Annotated in this window: 17 protein-coding genes; 12 read left to right on the top strand and 5 right to left on the bottom strand. The window is 69.0% G+C overall.

Annotation, left to right across the window (positions count from 1 at the left end; all coding sequences use genetic code 11):
* Positions 1-87: 87 nt before the first annotated feature.
* From sitA5 to SYV04_RS37085, 3 genes are read left to right on the top strand one after another with little or no spacing between them, the layout of a single operon-like run.
* On the top strand, positions 88-1,569 hold the full coding sequence (sitA5, locus tag SYV04_RS37095) for a SitA5 family polymorphic toxin (protein ID WP_321550774.1): 1,482 nt from the start codon (positions 88-90) through the stop codon (positions 1,567-1,569).
* Positions 1,570-1,580: 11 nt separating this feature from the next.
* A complete protein-coding gene (locus tag SYV04_RS37090) occupies positions 1,581-2,192 on the top strand; it encodes a hypothetical protein (protein WP_321550773.1) in 612 nt (203 codons plus the stop codon).
* A gap of 14 nt (positions 2,193-2,206) precedes the next feature.
* Positions 2,207-3,070: a cobalamin-binding protein gene (locus tag SYV04_RS37085; RefSeq protein ID WP_321550772.1), complete on the top strand. Its 864-nt coding sequence runs from the start codon at positions 2,207-2,209 to the stop codon at positions 3,068-3,070.
* 3 nt (positions 3,071-3,073) lie between these two features.
* Here SYV04_RS37085 and SYV04_RS37080 read toward each other — a convergent pair whose 3' ends face one another.
* Positions 3,074-3,463, bottom strand: coding sequence for a response regulator (locus tag SYV04_RS37080; RefSeq protein ID WP_321550771.1), 390 nt, complete (start codon positions 3,461-3,463; stop codon positions 3,074-3,076).
* A gap of 178 nt (positions 3,464-3,641) precedes the next feature.
* Here SYV04_RS37080 and SYV04_RS37075 point away from each other — a divergent pair, with 178 nt between their 5' ends.
* Positions 3,642-5,390 (top strand): BamA/TamA family outer membrane protein, encoded by a 1,749-nt coding sequence (locus tag SYV04_RS37075; RefSeq protein ID WP_422724007.1) that lies wholly within the window; start codon positions 3,642-3,644, stop codon positions 5,388-5,390.
* Positions 5,391-5,401: 11 nt separating this feature from the next.
* On the opposite strand, the gene SYV04_RS37070 is transcribed toward SYV04_RS37075, so the two are convergent.
* Entirely contained in the window at positions 5,402-6,172 is a 771-nt protein-coding gene (locus SYV04_RS37070; protein WP_321550770.1) for a hypothetical protein, read from the bottom strand.
* Between the two features lie 116 nt (positions 6,173-6,288).
* On the opposite strand from SYV04_RS37070, the gene SYV04_RS37065 reads away from it, so the two are divergent.
* Entirely contained in the window at positions 6,289-8,496 is a 2,208-nt protein-coding gene (locus SYV04_RS37065) for a S9 family peptidase (protein WP_321550769.1), read from the top strand.
* Between the two features lie 98 nt (positions 8,497-8,594).
* Here SYV04_RS37065 and SYV04_RS37060 read toward each other — a convergent pair whose 3' ends face one another.
* The 3 genes from SYV04_RS37060 to SYV04_RS37050 form a co-directional block, all read right to left on the bottom strand.
* Positions 8,595-8,798, bottom strand: coding sequence for a cold-shock protein (locus SYV04_RS37060; protein ID WP_321550266.1), 204 nt, complete (start codon positions 8,796-8,798; stop codon positions 8,595-8,597).
* 135 nt (positions 8,799-8,933) lie between these two features.
* Positions 8,934-10,142, bottom strand: a complete 1,209-nt coding sequence (gene odhB, locus SYV04_RS37055) for a 2-oxoglutarate dehydrogenase complex dihydrolipoyllysine-residue succinyltransferase (protein ID WP_321550768.1) — start codon at positions 10,140-10,142, stop codon at positions 8,934-8,936.
* Entirely contained in the window at positions 10,132-13,014 is a 2,883-nt protein-coding gene (locus tag SYV04_RS37050; RefSeq protein WP_321550767.1) for a 2-oxoglutarate dehydrogenase E1 component, read from the bottom strand. The genes odhB and SYV04_RS37050 overlap by 11 nt, the downstream gene beginning before the upstream one ends.
* Before the next feature lie 300 nt (positions 13,015-13,314).
* Here SYV04_RS37050 and fabI point away from each other — a divergent pair, with 300 nt between their 5' ends.
* The 7 genes from fabI to SYV04_RS37015 all read left to right on the top strand — a co-directional run bounded on the left by fabI (position 13,315) and on the right by SYV04_RS37015 (position 20,512).
* The gene (gene fabI, locus SYV04_RS37045) at positions 13,315-14,136 is read left to right on the top strand and encodes an enoyl-ACP reductase FabI (RefSeq protein WP_321550766.1); all 822 of its coding nucleotides are present in this window, start codon (positions 13,315-13,317) and stop codon (positions 14,134-14,136) included.
* A 142-nt stretch (positions 14,137-14,278) separates the two neighbouring features.
* The gene (locus SYV04_RS37040; protein ID WP_321550765.1) at positions 14,279-14,662 is read left to right on the top strand and encodes a response regulator; all 384 of its coding nucleotides are present in this window, start codon (positions 14,279-14,281) and stop codon (positions 14,660-14,662) included.
* A complete protein-coding gene (locus SYV04_RS37035; protein WP_321550764.1) occupies positions 14,659-15,522 on the top strand; it encodes a chemotaxis protein CheW in 864 nt (287 codons plus the stop codon). Before SYV04_RS37040 ends, SYV04_RS37035 begins: the two co-directional genes overlap by 4 nt.
* Positions 15,519-16,730 (top strand): CheR family methyltransferase, encoded by a 1,212-nt coding sequence (locus tag SYV04_RS37030; protein ID WP_321550763.1) that lies wholly within the window; start codon positions 15,519-15,521, stop codon positions 16,728-16,730. Before SYV04_RS37035 ends, SYV04_RS37030 begins: the two co-directional genes overlap by 4 nt.
* A complete protein-coding gene (locus SYV04_RS37025; RefSeq protein ID WP_321550762.1) occupies positions 16,727-17,275 on the top strand; it encodes a chemotaxis protein CheW in 549 nt (182 codons plus the stop codon). The genes SYV04_RS37030 and SYV04_RS37025 overlap by 4 nt, the downstream gene beginning before the upstream one ends.
* A complete protein-coding gene (locus tag SYV04_RS37020; RefSeq protein WP_321550761.1) occupies positions 17,265-19,448 on the top strand; it encodes a hybrid sensor histidine kinase/response regulator in 2,184 nt (727 codons plus the stop codon). The genes SYV04_RS37025 and SYV04_RS37020 overlap by 11 nt, the downstream gene beginning before the upstream one ends.
* Positions 19,445-20,512 (top strand): chemotaxis protein CheB, encoded by a 1,068-nt coding sequence (locus SYV04_RS37015; RefSeq protein ID WP_321550760.1) that lies wholly within the window; start codon positions 19,445-19,447, stop codon positions 20,510-20,512. Before SYV04_RS37020 ends, SYV04_RS37015 begins: the two co-directional genes overlap by 4 nt.
* Positions 20,513-20,514 lie beyond the last annotated feature (2 nt).

Below are 20,514 nucleotides of genomic sequence, written 5' to 3'. Positions count from 1 at the left end.
TTCCACGCAGCGGAGAGGACCTGGAGCGTCGTCGTTCCCTCTGTAGCGTTTCAGTAGCCTGGGTGTCACCTCGTGCTGGAGGCATTCATGGGATTGCGTCAGGTGGGGGCCCTGCTACTGGCGGTGCTTACCGCATGCGTGAGTGCGCAGAGGGGCGCCGCCGGGAGCACCGACCCCTACGAGGCGGAACTGGCGGCCCTCCGGTATGAGGTGCGAGTGCTCACGGCTGGAGCGGTTCACGCCGAGCCGCTGGAGTTGGACGAAGGCGACTTCCAGTCAGCCATGCGGGAACTGGCCAGGAATGTGCAGTCCTCCTCTCGCCCTTCGGAGGCTGCACACTGGCTCATGGAGGGAGGGCTGGAAGCCAACCTGTTGGCGGAGGTGGACTGCGGGCGCGTGGTGAGGATGGTGCCGGTGGAGGAGGGCAGTGCCTTGGACGCCTCCAGCGCGGCGCGGATGACACGCGAGTACCTGCGCATGTGCGCGGTGGATCACGCAGGGAGCGACTGCCTGGGACTGTTGGCGGACGGGCCCACCTTGGGGATGGAGGACCGGCGCACCCTGGCGCTGGCCATGGCTTTCGGTTCGGTCCTCCAGGAGATGAAGCACGCGCTCGTGCAGATGGCGGACCCGCGGGCGGTGCTGGCCCTGGTGGTGTGGACCAGCGCCGTGTACCTCACGTTGTGGCTGCTTCCGGAGCCCATCTCGAAGGGCATCGCGGCGGTGCTGACGGTGGCACTCGTTGCCTGGCTGGGCATGGACACCGTGTGGAGCCTGATGAACGGCTGGGCGCGGTTGGTTCAGGAAGCCGACCGGGCCACCCGCTTCGAACACCTACGGGACGCAGGCGAGCGGTTCGGCAAGGTGATGGGAGAGAACACGGCACGGGGGCTGGTGCTGCTGGTGACAGCGGCTCTTGGCGGCACCACGGCGAAGCTCGCAGAGAAGCTGCCCACGCTGCCCGGCTTTGCGCGCGCGGCGGCGCAGGCTGAGGCACAGGGAGGCATGAGGCTGGCGGCGGCGGGAGAGGTGGAGGCGGTGGCGGCCCCCGCCGAGGGCACCTTCACCCTCATGGTGCGCAGCCCCGGTGGTCGAGGGGTTGCCGCGTCAGTGGAGACGCGAGTAGGCGTTGCCACGGTCATCCGCCACCAGGGAGGCAACCGGCAGGTCTTCATCAACGGGCAGCGGTGGCACGTACCCGCCGGTAAATCCGTGAAGGAGATACCCGCAGCGGATCCCGTGGGGGACCAACTTCAGGCGGCTGCGCAACGAGTGGCCGGGACCTGGAGCCGGCAGCAACTGACACCCGAAGAGCGTACCGCCATTCGCCGAGCCAGCGAGCAGGGCAAGGATTGGCTGTCTCATTTACTAGAGCGGCAGGCCCGCGGGCGCTTCGTGGAGAATGAAGTGAAGGATCAGTTCCGCCACCTCCGTTGGAGCAAGACAGGGGTCGACGCCGTTGACCCGGTTACCGGTTGCCGGTACGAGCTTCTCTCAGGGACTGATTCGAACCTGGCTTTGCATGGTCGGCGCTTAGCGGACGCGTTCTTTCGGATGATCACGTTCTGAGAGGCCTAGGAATGTGGCTGAACAACATCATCTTCGAGAACCGAGAGATCGAGCGTGAGCGACTCGTACTTGGCGATGAGGACGGCCTCTACTATCTCGGGCCCAAGCTGACACTGAGGAGCTGTACGCTTGTTTTGAGCGTGCCCGCGAAGAGGATGATCATCTCGGGAGCCCGGTTCATCGACTGTGCGATCGAAGTGAAGCAGGAGTTGAAGAACTTCCGCTGGCACAAGGGCTTCCTGAAAGGCTGCCGGTTTACGGGTCGCATCAAGGGCAACGTCTTTGGGATCCCGACGGACGGGTCACAGGATGCGGGCATAGAGGACTGTGACTTCACAGGAGCACATCTGGATCAGTGCTCGTTCCTCGGCTGCGATGTCCGCACGCTCCGGTTTCCATCCTGGCCATGCTTCACCATCTTCGACCCGGTGCGAAGGTGGCGCGAGCTGAGCGCCCTCCAATGGCCCGGGGACATCGGTCCAGTGGTCGTGGAAGGCTTCGCTGAAGGGCCACTGACAGAGGTGGCGGTGACGTACTCGGCTCCGGACCTGGCGAAGCGCAGTGGCACCACCCCGGAAGCCATCAGGGCCGTCCTGGAGAAATTGGACGGCGTGAAGTTCTGACATAAGGCCCACCCATGAACGCTCGATTGGAGAGCCTGCTCGCTTCCGCGCCGCGCTACCCCCAGCGCATCGTCTGCATGACGGAGGAGACGACGGAGACGCTCTACCGCATTGGGGCCGGGGACCAGGTGGTAGGCGTGTCCGGCTTCACCGTGCGCCCACCCGAGGCGCGCAAGAAGCCCCGGGTCAGCTCGTTCCTCGACGCCAACTTCGAGCGCATCCTGGAGCTGAAGCCGGATCTGGTGCTGGGGTTCTCGGACCTGCAGGCGGATCTGGGCCGCGAGCTGTGCAAGCGCGGGGTGCCCGTGTACCTGTTCAACCAGCGCTCGATCGCGGAGATCCTCCAGACGGTGCGAGTGGTGGGCGCGCTGGTGGGGCGGGCGGAGGAGGCCGAGAAGCTGGCGAACACGCTGACGGCGAACCTGGAGCGGCACGCGGAGGCCGCGGAGAAGCTGCCACGCCGCCCTCGCATCTTCTTCGAGGAGTGGCACGAGCCGCTCATCTCCGGCATTCGCTGGTGCTCCGAGCTGGTCGAGCTGGTGGGAGGCGAGGACGTATGCCGCGAGTCGCGCGAGCACCAGGGCGCCAAGGGCCGCATCTTCACGCCCGAGGAAGTGGCGCGCAGGGACCCGGAGGGCGTCATCGCCAGCTGGTGCGGCCGCAAGGCGAAGCGGGAGAAGATCGTCTCCCGCCCAGGCTGGTCGAACGTGCGAGCGGTAGTGGATGATCAGCTCTACGAAGTGAAGAGCACGTTCATCCTCCAGCCGGGCCCCGCTTCCCTCACGGACGGAGTGGATCAGCTGGCGCGCATCGTCGCCGCCGTGGCCCGTGGCGAGCAGCTCCCTTCGCCGCGCCCGGGAGATCTCCGCTCGGCTTGAGGCTCAGCCCGTCCTCGCTGTGCGCTGAGAGGCCGAGGTGAGCACCTTCTCCACCGCACGCAGGAACTCGTTGATGTCCAGCGGCTTGTGGAGGATATGCACTCCCGCGGGAGGTTCGACGCGCGGGTGGGCGGTGATCATCAGCACCGGCGTCTTACCGATGCACGCTTCTCTCCGGGCCTGCTCCACCATCCACCTGCCGCTCTCTCCGGGGAGCATGTAGTCGGTGACGATGATGTGGAACGACCGCACACGCAGCCGCTCCATCCCATCTTCGGCCGTGCCCACGGGAGTCACCTCGTAGTTCTCGGCTTCCAGCAGGGTACTCAGACCCTCTCGGATGTCTTCGTTGTCCTCTACGAGGAGGACCGTTGTCGCGGTGCTGGAGTCCAAGGTGTCTTTCCAGGTTCAGGCCAGTGGCATCTTCTGTCCGCCCCCGCCTCCCTGCAGCACGCGGTGCGCCACATCCGGGTGGACTGTTGACCAGCGGTAGCTTCGGCGGGCCACCGGAAGCTCCAGGTGCGTGGAAATCTCTCCCAGCCAACAGCGCCGCGCATGCCAAGATGGGTGTGTGTCGCTCGCGCTCCTCACCCTACTGGTCGCGCCGCTGATGGCGACGGCCCCGGAGCCGGAGGCCCCAACTCCGGCGGCGGGGTACGAGGAGTCGCTCCTGGCCTGGGGCCTCGCCCAGCACGGCAGTGAGCTGGAGCGCTCTCCGGAGGGCAAGCGGTTGGAGGCGGTGCTCGTCGCCGCCGAGGACGTGGTGGCCCAGAGCGACCCGTACCCCAACATCCTCAACGTGTTCCACGTGCGCACGCGCGAGGAGGTCATCCGCCGAGAGGTGCTGCTGGAGCCCGGGGCGCTGTACTCGCCCGCGCTGGCCGAGGAGACGGCGCGCAACCTGCGCAAGCTGAACATCTTCGCGGTGGTGCGCGTGGTGCCGGTGAAGGGCCAGACGCCGGGAGGCGTGGCGCTGCTGGTCATCACCAAGGACATCTGGTCGCTGCGCCTCAGCCAGGACTTCGAGCTGGTGGGCTCGTTCGTGCGCTACCTGCGGCTGCAAGGCACCGAGGCGAACTTCCTGGGCCTCAACCAGCGGCTGGCGCTCGACTTCCTGCTGCGGCCGGACACGCTGAGCTTCGGGCAGACCTATATCAACCGGCGGGTGGGGGGCAGCCGCTGGTACTTGGGGGAGACGGCTTCCCTCATCCTCGGGCGCGAGAGCGGCAAGCCGGAGGGATCTCGGGGCACGCTGGTGTTGCAGCGCCCGCTGTACTCGCTGTCCACGCCGTGGGGCGCGAGCACCTCGGTGACGTGGAACACGGCGACGACGCGGGTGTTCCGGGGCACGGAGGTGTGGCAACTGCCCTACCCGGACGGCGAGCCCGTGCCCTTCATCTACGTGACGAGCGAGGTGTCCGGCGGCGCCAGCTACACGCGCTCCTATGGCGAGTACTACAAGGTGAACGTGACGGGCGGGGTGGAGGCGTACCACCGAGAGTACGCCGCGCCTGCGGCGGCGCCGTTGGACGACGCGCAGCGCGAGTGGCTGAAGGAGAACCACCTGCCGCACAGCGAGGACGCCACCTATGCCTCCCTGTCGTTGTCGGCCTTCGAGGCCCGCTACGAGGTGATGCGCGGCGTGGACACCTACGCGCTCTCGGAGGACTACCAGATCGGCCACTATGTGGTGGCGAGCCTCCGGTACGCGCCGCCAGCATTCCCCTCCGCGGCGCACTACGCGGAAGCGGGCGCGGCGGTGCGCTACCGCTGGTTGTACGCGGATGCGCTGACCACGGTGTCAGCGGCGGGGGCAATTCGCCGAGCGCTGGGCACGGGCAGCCAGTGGACGAACCGCCGCTGGGCGGCGGAGATACATCAGGTCTCGCCGAAGGTGCTGGGCGGGCGCTTCATGGCGCGTGGCGTGCTCGACGTGAACATCGACGACCTGTTCGATCGGATCGAGCTGCTGGGCGGCGCCAACGGACTCCGCGGGGCGCGGCAGGACGCGTACTCGGGCAAGCGGCTGTTGCTGGTGAACGTGGAGTACCGCACGGCGCCGGTGGTCTTCCAGACGCTGCATATGGGCGGGGTGCTCTTCTACGACGCGGGCTCGGCGTTCGACCGGCGACCGAAGATGGTCCACTCGGTGGGCGTGGGCATCCGCTTCCTGTTCCCACAGTTCAACGTGTACCCGTTCCGGTTGGACTTCGGGTACGTGCTCAACGACACGCTGCCGCCCGTGGGCCAGCGCTTCACCTTCAGCGGCGGGCAGATCACCGAGTACCGTCCGAGCATCCTGGACACGCCCCTGCGCTGAGCCGCGCCACCTCAGGGAGGCTCGGCGTGGAGCAGCTCGCGGAACAGCACCTCGGCCGCGTCGTGGAACAGCTCACCCGAGGCAAGCAGCCCTCCGCAGTGGTGGGGCTCCCGGGCGAGCGTGAGCGCCACGGCCTTGCCCAGCACGGCGTCCCAGAAGGGCTCGCTCCCGTCGGGCAGCAGGAACTCACGAATCACGCTCCGGGGCCACGGCAGCACCGTGGTCGGATCCGCGTCACTCGGAGACGTGAAGCAGTCCAGGTCCACGTCCAGCAACACGCGCTCGGCGCGCTCCAGCACTTCGCGCACCGCATCTCCCGGAGCAGGGGAGAGGAACGCCTCCGCCGCCCGGTCCACCGTGGACACCGCCACCAGCCGGTGCTCCCGGCCGCGCGTATCCTTATATACGTCCCCCGCGAACGAGCCCCGGGGCCGCGCCCGCGCGATGAACAACGCGTCGCCTACCAGCCCCGCCTCCATGGCGGCGAGGATGTGATCGTAGTTGCGCACGTCCAGCGTCCACCGCGCGTGCTCATCCAGAGCGCGCAGCCCGGCGCTTCGATCCGGCACTGCCTCGGGCTTGCTCGGAGGCACGATGTCCAAGTGCCGATCCAGTGTCACCAGCAGTGCTGGCGGCCCCGACCCGCCGAGCGCGCACGCCCAGGAGGGCAGGGCGAGCCGATGCGGATCGAAGACGTAGGCATCCGATGGCCCGCGCCCGCCGCCGAGTGACAGGCGGATGACACCGGCGAGGCGCAGGTGGTGCGGTGCTTCTGGGTCCATCTGGGGAATAACCTCCCGGGTCCGTGCTTTCCCACCCGATGCGTGGAGCCGGAGTGTAGGCTTCGCGCCCCTCCGACGTGAAAGGAGAGGTGCCCGGTTCCGGGCGCCAGCATCGCATGCGCTACCTTGTCGCCGCGCTCCTCCTCGCGAGCCTCCCGGTTTTCGCCCAGACCGTCGCCAAGCCCATGAACGACCCGAAGACGGACACCTTCCTTCGCCAGTTCGCCGAGACGCGCCGCTTCATGAGCGGCCGTCCCACCAAGCCGCGCATCACCCCGGACGAGAAGACCGTCCTCTTCCTGCGCGCCCAGCCCACCTCCGCCACGCAGACGCTCTTCGCCTTCGACGTGGCCACGGGCGAGACGAAGGAGCTCCTCACTCCGGAGATCCTCCTGCGAGGCGCCGAGGAGACGCTGACAGTGGAGGAGCAGGCCCGTCGCGAGCGCATGCGCGTGAGCGCCAAGGGCTTCACCGGCTACGACTTGTCGGACGACGGCCAGCGAATCCTCGTGAGCCTGTCCGGCAAGCTCTACGTCTTCGAGCGCGCCACCGGCAAGGTGCTGGAGCTGAAGACGGGCCCGGGCGTCATCGACCCGCACTTCTCGCCGGACGGCAAGCAGGTGGCGTACGTGCGCGGGCACGACGTGTACCGGCTCGAGCTGGCCACCAACACGGAGAAGCGCGTCACCCAGGGAGGCACGGAGGCGAAGACCCACGGCCTGGCCGAGTTCGTCGCCCAGGAGGAGATGCGGCGCTACTCCGGCTTCTGGTGGAGCCCGGAGGCCAAGCACCTCGCCTACACGGAGTCCGACACCACCGGCGTGGAGAAGCTCACCATCGTGGACGTGATGCGCCCCGAGCGGGGCGGCAACACCTTCCCGTACCCACGCCCGGGCAAGGCCAACGCCGTGGTGCGCTTGGGCATCATTCCCATCGCCGGCGGCAAGACGGTGTGGGTGGACTGGGACGCGAAGAAGTACCCGTATGTGGCCACCGTCACCTGGAAGAAGGGCGGCCCGCTGACGGTGCTGGTGCAGAACCGCACGCAGACCGAGCAGCAGCTGCTCTCGGTGGACGCGGCCACCGGCAAGACGCGCCTGCTGCTCACGGAGAAGGATGACGCCTGGCTCAACCTGGACCAGGACTTCCCCCGGTGGCTCGAGGATGGCAGCGGCTTCCTCTGGTACACCGAGCGCAACGGTGGCCCCGAGGTAGAGCTGCGCAAGCCGGACGGCAGCCTCGCTCAGTCGTGGGTGAAGCCAGCCGCGGGCTTCTTCGGCCTGGCGCGCTACGTGGACGCCGACCGCACCCTCTATTTCTACGGGGACCCGAACCCCACCCAGAGCTACCTCTGGCGGGTGCGGGACGGGGGAGCGCCAGAGAAGCTCTCCACGGGCACGCAGGGCCCCGCGCACGAGCAGTTCGCCCACGTCGCGAAGTCGGGCGGGCTGAGCGTCGCCACCACCCAGACGGCCACCACCATGCCGCGCTTCGTCGTGCTGCGCTCGGACGGCACGCGCGTGGGCGAGCTGCCCTCCGTCGCGGTGGAGCCGCCCTTCGCTCCCAACGCGCAGTTCTTCCAGGTCGGCAAGGAGGGCTTCCACGCCTCCGTCCTCCGTCCCCGGAACGCGAAGCCCGGGGTGAAGCTGCCCGTCGTCATCAAGGTGTACGCCGGTCCCACCACCACCGTGGTGCGCCACAGCATGGCGGAGAACCTGCTCAACCAGTGGATGGCGGACAAGGGCTTCCTCGTCGTCAAGTTCGACGGGCGCGGCACCCCGCTGCGCACCGCCGCCTGGGAGCGCACGGTGAAGTACGACTTCGCCACCGCCACGCTGGATGATCAGATCGCCGCCCTCAAGGCCCTGGCCGAGAAGGTGCCCGAGGTGGACCTGGCTCGCGTCGGCATCGAGGGCTGGAGCTTCGGCGGCTACATGGCCGCGCTCGCCGTCCTCAAGCGCCCCGACTTCTTCAAGGCCGCCGTCTCCGGCGCGCCCGTGGTGGACTGGCTCGACTACGACACCCACTACACCGAGCGCTACCTGGGCCTGCCCCAGGAGCACCCCGAGGCCTACGAGAAGAGCTCGCTGCTCACCTACGCGAAGGACGAGAGCAAGCCCATGCGCCCGCTGCTGCTCATCCACGGCACCGCGGACGACAACGTCTACTTCTTCCACACCCTCAAGCTCTCCGACGCGCTCTTCCGCGCAGGCAAGCCGCACGACCTGCTGCCGCTCAGCGGGCTGACGCACATGGTGCCCGACCCGCTCGTCACCCAGCGCCAGTACGAGTGGGTGCTCGGCTACTTCCAGAAGCACCTGTAGCAGGGAGCGCCAAAAGAGAGAGGCCCGGCTCCCACCAGGGGAAACCGGGCCTCGCCTACCCACCAGTCCGTGAGGAGTGGTTCGGGCTTACGCTCACATCAGGCAGCGCGAACGTTCTGGGCCTGAAGGCCCTTGGGGCCGCGAGTCACCTCGAACTGGACCTTCTGCCCCTCCTGAAGGGTGCGGAAGCCGTCCATGTTGATCGCAGTGTGGTGGCAGAACACGTCCTCGCCCCCGCCGTCCTGCGTGATGAAACCGAAGCCCTTCGCATCGTTGAACCACTTCACGGTACCAGTTGCCATATTGCTTCCTTCGTCGACGGGCGGCGCCGGAGCCCCCCGGGTTCTTCTGCCCTCCGACTACCGGAAGGCCCCCATGTTGTAGTGGGGGCTCCCGCCACAAGTCCAGATGCGAGTGGGGAATTGACGATTAAGCCGTCAAACCTCCAGGAGCAGCCGCTCCGGATCCTCGATGACTTCCTTGACACGCACGAGGAACTGCACCGCCTCGCGTCCGTCCACCAGTCGGTGGTCGTAGCTGAGCGCCACGTACATGATGGGGCGGATGACGATCTGCCCGTCACGCACCACGGGCCGCTCGACGATGTTGTGCATGCCCAGGATGCCCGTCTGCGGCGGGTTGAGGATGGGCGTGGACAGCATCGAGCCGAAGATGCCGCCGTTGGAGATGGTGAAGGTGCCGCCCTGCAGCTCCGCCAGGGTCAGCTTGTCGGCGCGGGCGCGCGTGCCGAAGTCGCCGATCTTCTTCTCCAGGTCCGCCAGCGACATCTTGTCCGCGTCGCGCACCACCGGCACCACCAGCCCGCGCGAGCCGGACACCGCCACGCCGATGTCGTAGTAGTTCTTGAAGACGACGTCCTCGCCGTCGATCTCCGCGTTGATCTGCGGGAAGGCCTTGAGCGCCTCGATGCTGGCGCGCACGAAGAAGCTCATGAAGCCGAGCTTCACGTTGTGCTTGGCCTGGAACTTGTCGTTGTACTTCTTGCGCAGCGCCATCACCTCGCCCATGTCCACCTCGTTGAAGGTGGTGAGGATGGCGGCGGTGGACTGGGCCTGGATGAGGCGCTCGGCCACGCGCTTGCGCAGCGGCGTCATCCGCACGCGTTCCTCGCGGGCGGCGTTGGCGCGGGGGCCCGAGGGCGCCTGCTGCGCGGCGGCGGGCGCCGGAGCCGGGGTGCCCTGGTTGAGCTTGCCGCGCACGTCCTCCTTGGTGACGCGGCCGCCGGTGCCCGAGCCCTGGATCTGCGCCAGGTCCAGGTTGTGGGCCTCCGCCATCTTCACGGCGGTGGGCGTGATGGGCGCCGTGCGCGTCTCGGCGGCGGGAGCGGCGGCGGGCGCCGGAGCCGCGGCGGCGGGCGCGGACGCGGGAGCCGCGGCGGCGGCGGCACCCGAGGCCTCGATGAGGCCAAGCACCTCACCCACGCGGACCTTGTCGCCCTCCTTGAAGTTGAGGCTGACGAGCGCGCCCGCGGCGGGGGCGGGCACGTCGATGGTGACCTTGTCCGTCTCCAGGACGAGCAGCGGCTCGTCCACGGAGACAGCCTCACCCTTCTTCTTGTTCCACTTGCCGACGACGGCTTCGGTGATGGACTCGCCCAGCGGCGGCACTTTCAGTTCAACGGCCATTCTTGGTTCCTCGGAGGATGGCTTCCTCGACGATCAGCTGCTGCTCGTAGTCGTGGGTCTTCGTGAAGCCGGTTGCGGGGCTGGCGGCATCCGCCCGCCCGATGTAGCCGATCTTCAGGGGCCCGCTGGCGCGCGAGGATGCCACGTCGTGCAAGCGGGGGAACATGAAATACCACCCGCCCGCGTTGCGCGGCTCTTCCTGGACCCAGAAGAGTTCGGCGAGCTTCGGCATGCTCGCCACCATGCGGGCCAGCGTCTCGAACGGGAACGGGTAGAGCTGCTCCAGGCGGACGATGGCGATGTGGTTCGCCTTCTGCTCGTCCCGCGCCTTGACGAGATCGTAATAGACCTTGCCCGAGCACAAGAGCAGCCGCGTCACTCCCGCCGGGTCGATGTCCTTGCGGTCGGGGATGACTTCCTGGAACTGGCCGGTGGCGAGCTCCTCCAGCTTGCTCACCGCCTCGGGGCGGCGCAGCAGGCTCTTGGGCGACATGATGACGAGCGGCTTGCGGTAGGGGCGCACCACCTGGCGGCGCAGCAGGTGGAAGATCTGCGCCGGCGTGGTGGGGTAGCAGACCTGGAGGTTGTCCTCGGCGCACAGGCTGAGGAAGCGCTCCAGGCGGGCGCTGGAGTGCTCCGGACCCTGGCCCTCGTAGCCGTGGGGCAAGAGCAGCGTCAGGCCCGAGAGCCGGCGCCACTTGCTCTCACCAGCGGCGAAGAACTGGTCGATGATGATCTGCGCGCCGTTGGCGAAGTCGCCGAACTGCGCCTCCCAGATGGTGAGGCCGTCCGGCACGTCCAGGCTGTAGCCGTACTCGAAGCCCATCACGCCCATCTCGGACAGGGCGCTGTTGTAGACCTGGAACGAGGCGCGGCCGGTGGAGAACTGGGAGAGCGGCACGAAGCGCTCGGCGGTCTTCACGTCGTGCAGCACCGCGTGGCGGTGGCTGAACGTGCCGCGCTCGCTGTCCTGGCCGGACAGGCGCACCGGGTAGCCCTCGGACAGCAGCGTGGCGTAGGCCAGCGACTCGCCCTCGGACCAGAGCAGCTCCTCGGTGTCCAGCATGGACAGGCGCTTCTTGAGCACCGTGCGCTCGACGACCGGGTGGACGTTGAAGCCGGCGGGCACCTCGGTCAGCTTGCGCAGGTACTCGCGCAGCCGGCCCTTGTCCACGGCGGTGGGCACCTCGGGCGCGTTCTTCTGCGAGCCGCCCTGGTAGGGCTTCCACAGGCCCTGCAGCGCGTTGGGCTCCTTGAACTGGCGCGCCTGCTTGATGCGCGTCAGCGCGTCGTCGAACTCCTTGAGGCAGGCCTGCTTGATGGCCTCGGACTGCTCGGCGGAGATGTGGCCCTTCTCAGCCAGATCCTTGGCGTAGATCGTCCGCACCGTGGGCTGCTTGCGGATCAGGTCGTACATGAACGGCTGGGTGAAGGAGGGGTCATCGCCCTCGTTGTGCCCGTAGCGCCGGTAGCACATGAGGTCGACGACGACGTCGCTCTTGAAGGTCTGCCGGTACTCGGCGGCCATGCGCGCCACGTGGACGCAGGCCTCCGGGTCATCCCCGTTCACGTGGAAGACGGGCACGTCCAGCATCTGCGCGATGGCGGTGGCGTAGATGGAGGAGCGCGAGTCGTGCGGGTCGGTGGTGAAGCCCACCTGGTTGTTGATGACGAGGTGGATGGTGCCGCCCGTCTCGTAGCCCTTCAGGCGCGAGAGGTTGAGCGTCTCGGCCACCACGCCCTGGCCGATGAAGGCCGCGTCCCCGTGGATGAGCAGGGGCATGACGCGGGTGCGCTCGGTGTCGCCGCTGCGGTCCTGCTTGGCGCGCACGCGGCCCTCCACCACGGGGTCGACCGCCTCCAGGTGGCTGGGGTTGAAGGCCAGCGACAGGTGTACCGAGGTGCCGCCGCGCGTGGTGTGGTCCGACGAGAAGCCCATGTGGTACTTCACGTCGCCGCGGCCGATGTACGCCTTGGGGTCCGCCGGGCCCTCGAACTCGCTGAAGATCTCGTCCGGGCTCTTGTGGAGGATGTTCGTCAGCACGTTGAGGCGGCCGCGGTGGGCCATGCCGATGACGACCTCGCGGAGGTTCTGCTGGCTGCCCACCTCGATGATGGCGTCCAGCATGGGGATGAGGCTCTCACCGCCATCCAGGCTGAAGCGCTTCACACCCACGTACTTGGTGTGCAGGAAGTTCTCGAAGCCCTCCGCGTAGGAGAGCTTGGTGAGCAGGTGGCGCCGATCCTCCACCGAGAACGGGGTGCGGTTCTCGCTGTGCTCCATGCGCCCCAGCAGCCAGCGCCGCCGCTCGCTGTCGAGCATCTGCATGAACTCGACGCCGATGGAGCCTGTGTAGGTGCGGCGCAGCCGGCCCAGCAGCTCCGCGAGCTTCACCCGCTGCTCGGGGAAGACGTTGCTGGACTCGACGGTCTGCTCCAGCTCGCCGGTGGAGAAGTGGTTCTCGTCCACCATGCCCATGTCGGCCACATGGTCCAGCGGCGCGCGCTGGCGGCCCAGCGGGTCGAGCTTCGCGCGCAGGTGGCCGCGCAGCCGGAAGGCGGTGATGGTCTGATCCACCCGCGACTGCAGGCGCATGTCCTGCTGGGGGATGGCCGGAGCGGCGGCCGGGGCGGCCGCGGGAGCCTGGACGACGGCGGCCGCCGGCTTGCCGTTCTTGCCCGGCGGCGCGGCGGGAGCAGGCTGCTCCAGCAGGTTCTTGCTGTAGATGGGACGGCCGGCACCGTTGTTGCGATCGAAGATCTCCCGCCAGCTCGGATCCACGCTCGAGGGATCCTGGAGGTAGCGGGCATAGAGCCCTTCGATGAAGTCGATGTTGGCGCCGGAGAGGTACGAGTCCTGGAAGTTCGCCATGGCGGATGGTCTTTTACTGGAAGGGCGCCCTTTTGGGGGGTTTTCGCCGCGATTTGTTGGTCTCTTTAGGAGAAGGCGGGCCCAGGTTTCAGCACGAGGCTTCAGCACAGGTCATGCGCACCGTGAGCCCAACTTCACGCCAGGGACACGGGGCCACCGCCACCTCCGCGGGATCGAACCAGGCAGGTCTTCCCTGAGTTAGGCGATGACGCGAGGTGTCATACGTGGGTTTCATGCCCCCCGTCCAGCGTCAGGAGTGATAAACCGCCGGCAAGTCGTCTTCATCGCGAAAGGGTCCCCATGCTGTTGCAGGGTAAGAAGATCCTGATCACCGGTGTGCTCACCCCCCAATCCCTGGCCTATGGCATCGCCGAGCATGCGCTGGCGCAGGGGGCGGAGATCATCCTCACGGGTTTTGGTCGCGCCCGCTCCCTCACCGAGCGCAGCGCCAAGCGCCTCAAGCCCGGCACGGAGGTGCTGGAGCTGGATGTCGTCCAGCCGGCGCACTTCACCGCGCTCACCGAGGCGCTGAAGCAGAAGTGGGGCCGGGTGGACGGCGCCGTCCACTCCGTGGCCTACGCGCCCGAGGATGCGCTGGGAGGCAACTTCCTCAACACGCCCTGGGAGAGCGTACAGACGGCGTTCCGCGTCTCCACGTTCTCGCTCAAGGAGCTGGCCGTGGCGGTGGCGCCGCTGATGACGAACGGCGGCTCCATCGTCACCCTGGACTTCGACAACCGCATCGCCTGGCCCATCTACGACTGGATGGGGGTGTGCAAGGCGGCGCTCGAGGCCACCGTGCGCTACCTGGCCCGGGACCTGGGCCCCAAGGGCATCCGCGTCAACTCGCTGGCGGCCGGGCCGCTGTCCACCATCGCCGCCAAGGGCATCCCGGGCTTCAAGTCCCTGGAGCAGGGCTGGGGCAAGCAGGCGCCGCTGGGCTGGAGCGCCAAGGACAGCCACGACATGGTGGCCAAGACGGCCTGTGCGCTGCTCTCCGACTGGCTGCCGTCGACGACGGGGGAGCAGGTCCACGTGGATGGGGGGTACCACGCCATCGGCGCGCCGCCGGTGGACACCAGCGCCGAGCAGGCAGAGGAGCCTCGCCCGGCGGGTGAGTAGAGGCGGGTCGGGGGTGCCTGCCCGGCACCCTCCCGACCACAGGGAACGCACCGCCCACGCTTTCTCCGGTAGGAGCGGTCACGCTAGAGTCTAATCGTTTACGGCGGGAGCCGAGCTGGAACCCGCATGAGGAGTCGTGGGAGTGAGCGCCAACATCCTGGTCGTGGATGACAGCCCGACTGTCCGCAACATCATCAAGATCTACTTGATGGGTCTCCGGCTCAGCATCATCGAGGCCGAGGATGCATCGAGAGCCCTGCAGCTCTTGAACGTCGTGCCCGTGAGCGTCGTCATCGCGGACATCAACATGCCGGGCATGGATGGCATCACCTTCGTCAAGGAGGTGCGTGCCAGCCAGAAGCCCCAGGTGCGCGGCATCCCCGTCATCCTCCTGACAGCGGAGAAGGGCGAGGACCTGCGGCGCAGGGGCAAGGAGGCGGGCGCCAACGCCTTCATCCAGAAGCCGGTGTCCCACAGTGACTTGACCGATACCGTTCGTCAGTTCCTGCCGCAAGCCTCGCCGTGAGCCTTCCGTCCCTTCTCCTCGTCGATGACAGCGACGCCATCCTCGCGCTCGAGCGAGCCATCCTCTCCGGCCACTACTCGCTGAACACCGCGAGCAACGGCCGCGAGGCGCTCGAGAAGGTGGGGCGGCTGCAGCCTGCCGCCGTGTTGTTGGACTTGTCGATGCCGGAGATGGACGGGGACGAGGTGCTGCAGAAGATGAAGGCGGATCCGGCCATCGCCGACATCCCCGTCATCATCATCTCCTCGGAGAAGTCCCGGGCGGAGTCGTGTCTGGGGATGGGGGCCGAGGCCTTCCTGGCCAAGCCCTTCCGCGCCGAGGATCTGCTGTCGGTGGTGGCCTCCGCACTGGAGAACGCCCGGCGGCGCTCGCGCGTGGGCGCCATGCTGGTGCTGCGGATGACGGCGGGAGATCAGGAGTTCGCCCTGCCGCTGGACTCGGTGCGCGAGGTGCTGCTGCAGCCGGCGCTGCGGCCGCTGCCCGGGGGCCCCTCGTACCTGAGTGGGTACGTGGAGTTGCGCGGGGCCGCCGTGGTGGTGCTGGACGTGGCGCGTCGGCTCGGCCTGGAGCACCGCGCGTCCGTGCGCGAGCGCATGCTGGTCATCATCCACGTGGATGGCACACCGCTGGCCCTCTGCGTGGACCGGGTGCAGGACCCGGAGGAGTTCGCGGCGACGGAGATCGACCGCCGCGTGGGTGGGGCCGAGCACGGCCTGCTCAAGGAAGGGCTCATGGGCATGCTGCGGGTCGGCAATGGCCGCGCGCTGCCCTTGTTGGATCCCAAGGTCTTCATCTCGCGCGGACTGCTGCGAGATCTGCCCACGATGCTCCGGCAGGGGGGAGTGGGGCAGGACGCATGACGGGCGGAATCGAGCCGGTGCTGTTCGCCCGGGCCCGCCAGCTCGTCGCCGAGAGCACGGGCTTTCGGGAAGATGCCATCTCAGGGGAGTCGATCGAGCGGGCGCTGCGCGCCGAGCTCTCGCGGGGCCGCACCCCGGGGGACCTGATCGCCGAGCTGCAGCGGCCCGACAGCGAGTTCTCCCAGTCCGTCGTGCGCGCCACGCTGGTGGGGGAGACGTACTTCTTCCGCCACCCGGAGCACTTCCGCTTCCTCGCGCGGGAGGCGGCGCCGGCCGTGCTGCGCGGCCACCCCCGGCGAATCCGGGGCTGGAGCGCGGGCTGCGCCACCGGTGAGGAGGCCTACTCGCTGGCCGCCTGCATGCTGGCCTGCGCCTCCCCGGGCGTCGTCGTCGAGGTGCTGGGGACGGACCTGCACGAGGGCAGCCTCGACACGGCCCGTCGCGCCATCTACGGGAGTTGGTCCCGGCGCGACTCCGGCCCGCACCTGTTTCCGCTCTACCGGCCCTTTGGAGAGCGGCAGGTCATCGTCATCGAGAGCGTGCGGAGCGTCACGACCTTCATGGCCGCCAACCTGATGGCGCCGCTGTCGGGCATCGTGGCCCCGTTCGACTTCATCCTCTGCCGCAACGTGCTCACGTACTTCACCCCATCGGCCCGCGACGCGGCGATCGCCAACATCGTCCGCTCGCTGGCGCCGGGGGGCTACCTCTTCCTGGGGACGGTGGAGGTGGACCGGCCTCCCGTGGGCGTGGTGCGCGTGGGGCCTCCCGAGCTGCAGGCCTTCCACCGGCCCCTGCACCCCGAGGCGCCGACGCTCCCCATGCCCAGGGCGCCCTCGCGCACGGGGCTGTCCGCGATTCCCGCCGTGGCCCTCACGCCCGTGCCCCTGCCTCCGCGGCGCTCTCCCACGGAGCTCCACCTGGAGGCGCTTCGGCGCATCGAGGAGGGGGATGAGTACCGTGCCACCGCCCAGTTGGAGGACCTGGTGAGGCAGTGCCCGGAGTACCTGCCCGGCCTGTTGGAGCTGGCCTTGCTGCGCGAGCGCGGCGGCTCCCGCGCGGCCGCCTACCCGCTCATGCGCGCCGTCCATGCCCGGGCCGCCCGGCTTCCGCCGGATCAGATCGTCGAGGGGCCCGAGGCCCTTCCGGCGCGCTTCTACAAGGCCTCCGCCGAGGCCTACCTGAACCAGCAGGGAGCCGCTGAATGAAAGTCACGCCACGGACCCTGGAGGAGGTGCAGGAAGAGGAGCTGCGCCAACTGCTGGAGCAACGCGCCAAGCGGCTGCGTGAGGCCGAGCAAGCGGAGTCCAGCCGCGAGGAGGCGGTGCATTGGGTAGCGGAGTTCCCCCTGGGCGAGGAGCGCTATGCGCTGCCGCTCGAGTCGCTGCGCGCGGCGCTGCCCTTGAGGATGGTGACCCCGGTGCCCCTGTCGGCGCCGCATGTCATTGGCGTGCTGCGCTTCCAGGGCCAGGTGCTCGCGGCCCTCAGCCTCGCCTCGCTGCTGGGTGGCCACGGCTGGCGGCAGGATCCGGCCGTGCTCCTGGTGATGGAGCGTGGCGACGGCGAGCTGTGCGCGGTGGACTGCGAGGCCATCCCCCGTCCCCTGGGCCTGCCCGTGGGCGCGGTCGAGGCGGCGCGGGTGCGTGCCGAGGGGCCCGTGCTCGAGGTGTACGCCGACCAGAACCTCGTCCACCTGATTGATCCGCCGCGCCTGCTGTCGCGCGCGGGCGTAGGAGCGCGCCATGTCCGTTGACCCGCTCCTCCAAGGCCTGGTGACCGGCTTCGCCGCCGAGGCGCAAGAGATCTGCCAGAAGGTCACCATGGACCTGCTGGACCTGGAGCGCGGCGGGCAGGACACCGACGCGCTCAACAAGGCTTACAACCGGCTGGGGCGGCACCTGCACACGCTCAAGGGCAGTGCCGCCAGCCTCGGGCTGCAGGACCTGAGCGAGATCGCCCACAAGCTGGAGGATGCGCTCGCCCCGCTGCGCGCCAACGTGCAGAAGATGCCGCGCAAGGTGGTGGACGTGCTTCTGCACGGCCTCGACATCTTCCTGCTGCGCGTGCAGGCCCACTCGGACGGGCGAGGCGACTCGCTGCCCGACTACACCGCCGCGCTCGCCCTGCTCGTCACCGAGGCGCCCCCTGCGGAGCAGGGGGCGGAGGCGGCACCCGCCGCGGGCGCCCCCGCTGCCGGTCCCGCCGCCGCGGCCCCGGCCGCCGCTCCTGTCGCCGCTCCCGCCGCGCCCGCTCCGGTGGAGATGCCGACGCGCGAGGAGGGGCCTTCCGGAGACTCCGAGGGCGCGAGCTGGCGCGTGAGTTCGCGGCAGGTGACGTCGCTGATGCGCGAGGTGGAGCGCCTGCGCGAGGTGCGCCTGCGCACCGAGGAGCGCTCTCGCGAGCTGGACCGGGTGGTGTCGCTGCTGGCGCGCCAGGGGTTGCTGGCGGAGACGGCCGAGGCGCGCACGCTGCTGTCCGGCGTGGGGCGCGCGCTGCGCTCGGACGGCGAGGAGACGGGCGACATCGTCGACGAGCTGGAGGAGGGCCTCAAGGCCATCACCACCCGCCCGGTGCGCACCATCCTCGAGCCTCTGCAGCGCATGGTTCGCGACCTGTCGCGGCAGCTCGGCAAGGAGGCCCGGCTCTCGGTGGTGGGCGCGGAGGTGTCGCTGGACCGCCGGCTGCTGGAGAAGCTCAACGTCGCGCTGGTCCACCTGCTGCGCAACGCGGTGGACCACGGCCTGGAGTCCCCGGGCGACCGGGAGCGCGCGGGCAAGCACCACGAGGGCGCGCTCACCCTGCGCATCGAGCAGCAGGGCAACCTGCTCTTCCTGGAGTGCGCCGACGACGGCCGCGGTATCGACGTGAAGCGCGTGCGCCAGGCAGCCGAGTCGCGAGGCATCGCCCCGCCAGAAGAGCTGGCGCGGATGAACGACAACCAGATCCGCGACCTCATCTTCCGCCCGGCCTTCAGCACCCGAACCGACGTGACGGACACCTCCGGGCGCGGCGTGGGCTTGGACGCGGTGCGCGCCGCGGTGGAGGCGCTCCAGGGCCGCATCGAGGTGGCCAGCACGCTGGGCCAGGGCACGCGCTTCGTGCTCACCCTGCCGGTGGAGCTGGGCAGCTCGCCCGTGCTGGTGGTGCGCGTGTTCGATCAGATGATGGGCCTGCCCATGCTGGCGGTGGAGGCCACCCAGCTCACCCGCATGGATGTGCTGCACATCAACCGGCGGCGCGCGCAGCTCAAGCACCAGGGCCAGCTCATTCCGGTGATGGACCTGGCGGCGCGCATGGGCCTGCGCGCGGCGACGCTGCCCGCCGAGGGCCAGCCCATCATGATCATCAGCAGCGGTGGCAAGCGCGTAGCGCTCACGGTGGACCTGGTGGAGGGCGACAGGGATCTCGTCATCCGGCCCCTGCCCGCCGAGGTGCGAGACGTGCCCGCCTACCAGGGCGCGGCCACCTCCATCCGCGGTGAGCTGATGCTCATCCTGCGCCCCAGCTGGTTGGTGTCGGACCCGGCGCAGCCGACGCCCTCGCAACAGACTCGTCGGGCGCTCGTGGTGGACGACTCGCTGACCGCCCGCGCGCTGCACCGAGCCAACCTGGAGGCGGGCGGCTTCACCGTCCACCTGGCCTCCAGCGGCACGCGCGCGCTGGAGCGCCTGCAGACCGACAGCTACGACGTCATCATCTGCGACCTCGAGATGGAGGAGATGGACGGCGAGGCGCTGATCCGGAGGCTGCGCGAGCGACCGGAGACCCGGGATCTGCCCATCATCCTCGTCTCCACCCACGAGGCCGGGCGGGAGCGGGGAAGGGCGGCGGGAGCCGATGGCTTCCTCAGCAAACGGGATTGCGCCGCGGGTCGGTTGCTGTCCGAGGTGCTCGACGTGATGAGCCGTCGAGGAGGTCGCTCATGAACACGGCTCGGCGCATCCGGGTGCTGATGGTGGATGACTCGCCCACCATGGTGAACACGATGGCGGCGCTGCTGGCGCAGGAGCCGCGCATCGAGGTGGTGGGCCGGGCCGGAGACGGCAACCGGGCCGTGCAGCTCGCCCGCCTGCTGCGCCCCGACGTCATCACCATGGACCTGTTGCTGCCCGGGCTGGATGGGCCGGGGGCCATCGCGGCCATCATGGTGGATGCACCGGCGCGCATCCTGGTGGTGAGCGCCGTGGCGGACCGTGGCGCGGAGCTGGGCTTCCAGGCGATCCGCGCTGGAGCGCTGGAGCTCATCGCCAAGCCCAACGTGAGCTCGGCCGACGAGCTGCGGCGCTGGGGCAGGGAGCTGGTTCAGTCCATCTGCCTCATGGCGGAGGTGCCCGTCGTCTCCCGTCGCCCGCGGGCCCAGATGGCGCCACCTCCTCCCACCACGGGCGCTCGCGTGGACATCTTCGGGATCGCGGCCTCCACCGGCGGTCCTCCCGCGCTGTCGGAGCTCCTATCGCGGCTGCCCAAGGACTTGTCGGTCCCCATTGTCATCGCCCAGCACATCACCGAGGGCTTCACCCCCGGCATGGTGCAGTGGCTCGGAAAGATGACGCCCCTGACCGTGTGCCTCGCACGCGAGGGCGATCGGCTCGAGGCGGGCAAGGTGTACTTCCCGCTGGACGGCAATGACCTCACCATAGAGCGGGGCATCGCCCGGCTCAGCCGCACGCGCGGAGGGCCGTGTCCGTCGGGGGACTTGCTGCTCTCGTCGCTGGCGCGAGCGTATGGCAGCCGAGCGGGCGGGGGCGTGCTCACAGGCATGGGGGATGATGGGGCGCGGGGGCTGCTGGAGATCCGCCGCGCGGGAGGCGTTACTTTCGCGCAGGACGAGGCCAGCTCCGTCGTATTCGGCATGCCACGGGCAGCGCTGGAGATCGGCGGCACCGAGCAGGCCTTGCCGTTATCAGCCGTGCCGGACTTCATCCGGATGTTCTGCAGCAGGCCCTTCGACCGGCTCCGCGTGGGCCGCAACGAGGGCGAGGGAGCCTGAGC

The sequence above is a fragment of the Hyalangium ruber genome, assembly GCF_034259325.1.
Classification (GTDB): Bacteria; Myxococcota; Myxococcia; order Myxococcales; family Myxococcaceae; genus Hyalangium_A; species Hyalangium_A rubrum.
This window is presented reverse-complemented; position numbering and strand designations above follow the sequence as displayed.

What these genes read in the sequence shown, in the direction of transcription:
- sitA5 (WP_321550774.1), top strand. Translation starts at nt 88, where the DNA reads ATGGGATTGCGTCAGGTGGGGGCCCTGCTACTGGCGGTGCTTACCGCA.
- SYV04_RS37090 (WP_321550773.1), top strand. Translation starts at nt 1,581, where the DNA reads ATGTGGCTGAACAACATCATCTTCGAGAACCGAGAGATCGAGCGTGAG.
- SYV04_RS37085 (WP_321550772.1), top strand. Translation starts at nt 2,207, where the DNA reads ATGAACGCTCGATTGGAGAGCCTGCTCGCTTCCGCGCCGCGCTACCCC.
- SYV04_RS37070 (WP_321550770.1), bottom strand. Translation starts at nt 6,172, where the DNA reads ATGGACCCAGAAGCACCGCACCACCTGCGCCTCGCCGGTGTCATCCGC.
- SYV04_RS37065 (WP_321550769.1), top strand. Translation starts at nt 6,289, where the DNA reads ATGCGCTACCTTGTCGCCGCGCTCCTCCTCGCGAGCCTCCCGGTTTTC.
- SYV04_RS37060 (WP_321550266.1), bottom strand. Translation starts at nt 8,798, where the DNA reads ATGGCAACTGGTACCGTGAAGTGGTTCAACGATGCGAAGGGCTTCGGT.
- odhB (WP_321550768.1), bottom strand. Translation starts at nt 10,142, where the DNA reads ATGGCCGTTGAACTGAAAGTGCCGCCGCTGGGCGAGTCCATCACCGAA.
- SYV04_RS37050 (WP_321550767.1), bottom strand. Translation starts at nt 13,014, where the DNA reads ATGGCGAACTTCCAGGACTCGTACCTCTCCGGCGCCAACATCGACTTC.
- fabI (WP_321550766.1), top strand. Translation starts at nt 13,315, where the DNA reads ATGCTGTTGCAGGGTAAGAAGATCCTGATCACCGGTGTGCTCACCCCC.
- SYV04_RS37030 (WP_321550763.1), top strand. Translation starts at nt 15,519, where the DNA reads ATGACGGGCGGAATCGAGCCGGTGCTGTTCGCCCGGGCCCGCCAGCTC.
- SYV04_RS37025 (WP_321550762.1), top strand. Translation starts at nt 16,727, where the DNA reads ATGAAAGTCACGCCACGGACCCTGGAGGAGGTGCAGGAAGAGGAGCTG.
- SYV04_RS37020 (WP_321550761.1), top strand. Translation starts at nt 17,265, where the DNA reads ATGTCCGTTGACCCGCTCCTCCAAGGCCTGGTGACCGGCTTCGCCGCC.
- SYV04_RS37015 (WP_321550760.1), top strand. Translation starts at nt 19,445, where the DNA reads ATGAACACGGCTCGGCGCATCCGGGTGCTGATGGTGGATGACTCGCCC.